This is a genomic window from Nocardia sp. NPDC060259 (genome assembly GCF_042728775.1).
In the GTDB taxonomy this organism is placed as follows: Bacteria; Actinomycetota; Actinomycetes; order Mycobacteriales; family Mycobacteriaceae; genus Nocardia.
The window spans coordinates 1-4,233 of record NZ_JBHXAY010000187.1; the positions used below are offsets into that span (position 1 = coordinate 1).

General features: G+C 65.6%; 4 protein-coding genes. 3 read left to right on the forward strand and 1 reads right to left on the reverse strand.

Annotated elements, in window-relative coordinates; genetic code table 11:
• Positions 1-198 precede the first annotated feature (198 nt).
• Positions 199-1,128, forward strand: coding sequence for a LysR family transcriptional regulator (locus ACFWF2_RS33365; protein WP_379311466.1), 930 nt, complete (start codon positions 199-201; stop codon positions 1,126-1,128).
• On the opposite strand, the gene ACFWF2_RS33370 is transcribed toward ACFWF2_RS33365, so the two are convergent.
• Entirely contained in the window at positions 1,129-1,926 is a 798-nt protein-coding gene (locus ACFWF2_RS33370) for an MBL fold metallo-hydrolase (protein WP_379311467.1), read from the reverse strand.
• A 255-nt stretch (positions 1,927-2,181) separates the two neighbouring features.
• Here ACFWF2_RS33370 and ACFWF2_RS33375 point away from each other — a divergent pair, with 255 nt between their 5' ends.
• Entirely contained in the window at positions 2,182-2,961 is a 780-nt protein-coding gene (locus ACFWF2_RS33375) for a tyrosine-protein phosphatase (RefSeq protein WP_379311468.1), read from the forward strand.
• Between the two features lie 308 nt (positions 2,962-3,269).
• Positions 3,270-4,175: a hypothetical protein gene (locus ACFWF2_RS33380; RefSeq protein ID WP_379311469.1), complete on the forward strand. Its 906-nt coding sequence runs from the start codon at positions 3,270-3,272 to the stop codon at positions 4,173-4,175.
• Positions 4,176-4,233 lie beyond the last annotated feature (58 nt).

Below are 4,233 nucleotides of genomic sequence, written 5' to 3' on the forward strand. Positions count from 1 at the left end.
ATCCGAGGAGTTTGCCGAAGGCTCTTCGATCGAAACTTCGAATGCTGACATCGGCAATCGACCGCGGTCCCGGTACCGGCGCCAAGAATTCCATCTACGATCACCTGCCGGCCACAACCCGGTTCCGTCCCGATGTGCGGGTTGGGTTTGAATGGCTATTTCGGACGAGTCACGTACCTAGCACGCGAGGCGCGCAATATGGAGATACGGCATATCGAGGCATTTCTCGCTATCGCTGACGAGCTGCATTTCGGGAAGGCGGCCGCGCGGCTCCATCTCACGCAACCGTCGCTGAGCCAGCAGCTCAAGCGCCTGGAACGACAGCTGGGCGTCGAGCTGGTCTCGCGGACGTCGCGAGTCGTCCAGCTGACCCCGGCCGGAGAGGCGTTCCGCGCCGACGCCCGACGGATCCTCGGCGAGGTAGACCTCGCGACGAGTACCGTCCGGGATATCGCGGCGGGCCGCATCGGCAAGATCAGCATCGGATTCAACGGCCGGGCGGGCCAGCTGGTGATGCCGGGTTCGCTGGCCCGACTGCACACCAACTACCCCAACGTCACCACCAAGCTCAGTTCCGGCCGGTCCGGGCCCCAGCTGGCCGCCCTCGCCAGGGGCGAGCTCGATGTCGGTCTGCTCTTCGGCAACGCGTCCAACGGCGGAACACTCGGGACGAAGTGCCTGCGCAAAGTTCGGATCGGTGCGCTGGTCGGGCACGGACACGCTTGGGTCGACCGGTCCTCGATCGCGGTGCGCGAACTGGCCGAGATGCCGTGCGTGATGTTCGATCGTGAAGCGAGCCCGGCAATGTACGACGCCATCATGGCCGCGTCCGAACGCTCCGGCGCCTTCCCGAAGGTGGTCGAGCGCCGAAATGACTCGGTGGCCACCGAGATCGTCGTCGCGGCGCGCCGGTACGTGGGGTTCGCCTCGTTCCTCAGCCTCGACGAGGTACGTCCGATGGGACTCAAGGTGATCCCGTTGGTCGATCCGGAGCCGGTGGTCGAGCTCCAGGTCGCATGGCGGGCCGACAGCACCAACAGGGCTGTCCAAGTGTTCCTGGACAGCCTCGACGCCGCCCCGTTGAGTCTGCGGTCGACGGGCACCAGGAAGATCGCCGGCATCGACTGACTACTTGCGCACGCTCTCCACGGGCACCGCGAACAGCATGCTCGGTCGGCTGATCTCGACCCTGCCATCGAATTCGGCGGCGGCCTCGTCACGCCGAGCCTGCTGCCAGTCCTCCAGCGGCGACCCGAAATGCGTCAGCACCACCGACCGCGCACCCGCGGCCGCCGCCGCCCGGCCCACCTCAATCGCGCACAGATGGCCGTGCTCGGTGGTGTCGGGTTCGGAGAGTGTGGACTCGGACAGGAAGAGGTCGACACCGGCGGCAAGGGTGACCAGGTTGTCGGTCCACCCGGTGTCACCGGTGAACGCGAGACTGCCCGTCGGGCTTTCGATCCGGACACCGCAGCAGGGTTCGGAATGCGCCATCGGCACGAACTCGAGCGTGCAATCGGCCAGTGTGTATCGCGAGCCCGCCTCGTATTCGACGACCTCGTAGGCCAGGTCGAAAGCCCGGTCCAGGTCCGGCGTCGACCGCACCGGGAACAGCGCCGCGAGCCGATCCAACCGTTCCCGCGCCCCCGCCGGAACGAACAGCTTGATCCGGCGATCCGGTGCGCCATCCGCCTTGCGCATCGCCTGCTTGCCGACCGGGAGCACGTCATAGACGTGATCCAGGTGCAGATGACTGATCACCACCGCCTCGAGAAAACTCGGGTGCAGATAGTTGCCGAGCGCCACGGCGATCCCGGGCCCGCAGTCGAGCAGAATCTTGGACTGTCCGGTTTCGACCAGATACCCCGAACTGGCGGCGCCGTCGGCGGGCATACCGGCTCTGTTCCCGACGATTGTCAGCTGCATTCGGCGTCCCTTTCTGCACGGAAATCTTCGAGCGCAACGCTATCGACGCGTCCTGGAGCTAGTCGATACGCGTCGAAGATTCCGATGTATCCATTGCAATCGCTGATCGAATCCGCGCCGACCAGTCCCCTCACCTGCGAAAACAAGATTCTCAGGGTGTCGGGCAAGGAGCGGTCGAAAGAGGCCGAGTTCGAGATCACGTACGGTCGGTCAACGGCTGAACTACTCGATGATGAAGTGTGCGGAGGGGTTTCGATGACAATGGGTGAGGCGGCAGTCGGTCGTGAATTGCCGCTGCGCGGCCTGGTGAACGCTCGGGATCTGGGTGGGCTGCGCACTGATGATGGACGGCAGGTGCGGCACCGCCGAGTGCTGCGCTCGGACCGGCTGACCGCCCTGGAACCCGCCGATGTGACATACCTGCTCGACGACTACGGTCTGCACACCGTCATCGACCTGCGCGGCTCGACCGAGATCGAGACCGACGGCAAGGGCGCCCTTCCTGACGCCGTCTCGCTCTACCGCAACACCCACGTCTACGGAGCGAGCCGAGCGCGGCTCGACCTCACCGAAGTGTCACCTGACGGCAGCATGTTCGACCGGTATCGCGAATACCTCGAGCACAGCCCGCAGAGCATCGCCGCCGCGCTCGATCTACTGGCCGATGATGGGCACCTGCCCGCGCTGATCCATTGCGCCGCGGGCAAAGACCGGACCGGTGTGGTGATCGCGCTGTTGTTGGCGATCGTCGGGGTGCGTGATGAGGACATCATCGCCGACTATGCCGCCACTACGGCCAACATCCCGGCAATCCGGGCTCGTAGCCGCCGGGCCCCTACGGCCCACTCGACCGACACCGATCGCTTGCCCACCTGGGTCTACAGCGCCGACGCCGACACCATGCGCCGGTTCCTTGCCCACCTCGCTACCGAGCGCGGCGGTGCCCTGGCGTGGGCTACCGACGCAGGTCTCGGCAGGTCGGCTCAGCAACAACTCGCAGCGAATCTCCTCGAACCGGTACCCGCCCAGTCGTAGAACGAACCGTTCGACCCTCGAACTCACAGCGCCAGAACGCTTGGCAACATCAGCGAGGGGGCGCGTCCGGCAGAATCGGGAGTCCCGGACAGGCTGCTGTGTAGTTGATGTTCGGGGAGACCTACGCGCGCTATTGCTGGTGGCTGATGTTGTGGGTGAGCTCGACTGCTCCTGATGGCGCGGCTCGTCGACCCAACCGGGACACCTGGGAGCGAATCGGCGCGGGACTTGACACAGCGCCGGTCACGATTTTGACTGACGTGGAAGCTGATGTTCACCTCGTCCGACAGTGCTCTGAGAGGTCGACTATGCGCAACATGTGGTTAGCGGGCCCGGGGCGTCGGCGAGGATCAGCCCGCCACGGGACAATCTCGGTACTGGCACTGATCGGTGCGTGTCTGCTGTCTTTGGCAGCCACCCAGACGACTTCTGCGCAACCCGTGGCCGACACCCCGGACACCGGGTTCACGATCCCCTTCGCCGGTGCGCCCGCCTACGAACACCTGGCACCGACGCAGATGACGAGTCCGGATCAGCTCAACCAGCCGCTCGGTCAGGAACTGGCCGACGCGATCGCCGCTCAGGTGGGCCTGAGCCGAGCTGACGCCCTGACCGAGCAGCAGTATCACGATCTCAGCACCGGTGGCGGCGTCGGTGGAAGCCGCGAGGCGGCGGGGGTGATCGTCGCCTGCGTCGAGATCCTCACCAATACGGTCGGCCGCCCCCTCTATTCCGAGGTCGACGGGCAGAGCACCCCCTCCGTGCTGGCCAGCTACGGGCTGTACGTGAACCCCGGTGGGCTACTGCAGAGCCCGGCCAACGCGGATGCGCCGACCAGACAGGTGAACACCTTGATCGCGCCCGGCGGTTTTGTCGGCAACTGGTTGCGGGACAACGATGCGGTTCGAAGCCTGATCGCACTCTACCGGTCGGCCTACACGGTGCAAGCCGCGTATGGCTTTGCCGCACAACAGATTTCGGGTACCGCTCAGCTGGTCACCAACACCAAGGCGGGCGTGAGCTCCGAGGTCGGCATGTCGATGGCTCCGCCGCTGTGGATCGTGAACTTCGCCCTGATCTACATCCTGAACCCGGCCCTGGCGGCCGAGATGCCTGCTTACTGGGCTCCGATACCCCCGCCGATCGCCGACGCCATCAAAGCGAGCCCCAACGGCCAGGTGCCCTTCAGCGACTACGCGGCCTACTTCGGGTGACAGGCGCGGCCTCGGTGCCCACATAGACGCCGGAAGTCGCAGTCGCGCGGTGCTCGCG

What these genes read in the sequence shown, in the direction of transcription:
- ACFWF2_RS33365 (WP_379311466.1), top strand. Translation starts at nt 199, where the DNA reads ATGGAGATACGGCATATCGAGGCATTTCTCGCTATCGCTGACGAGCTG.
- ACFWF2_RS33380 (WP_379311469.1), top strand. Translation starts at nt 3,270, where the DNA reads ATGCGCAACATGTGGTTAGCGGGCCCGGGGCGTCGGCGAGGATCAGCC.
- ACFWF2_RS33375 (WP_379311468.1), top strand. Translation starts at nt 2,182, where the DNA reads ATGACAATGGGTGAGGCGGCAGTCGGTCGTGAATTGCCGCTGCGCGGC.
- ACFWF2_RS33370 (WP_379311467.1), bottom strand. Translation starts at nt 1,926, where the DNA reads ATGCAGCTGACAATCGTCGGGAACAGAGCCGGTATGCCCGCCGACGGC.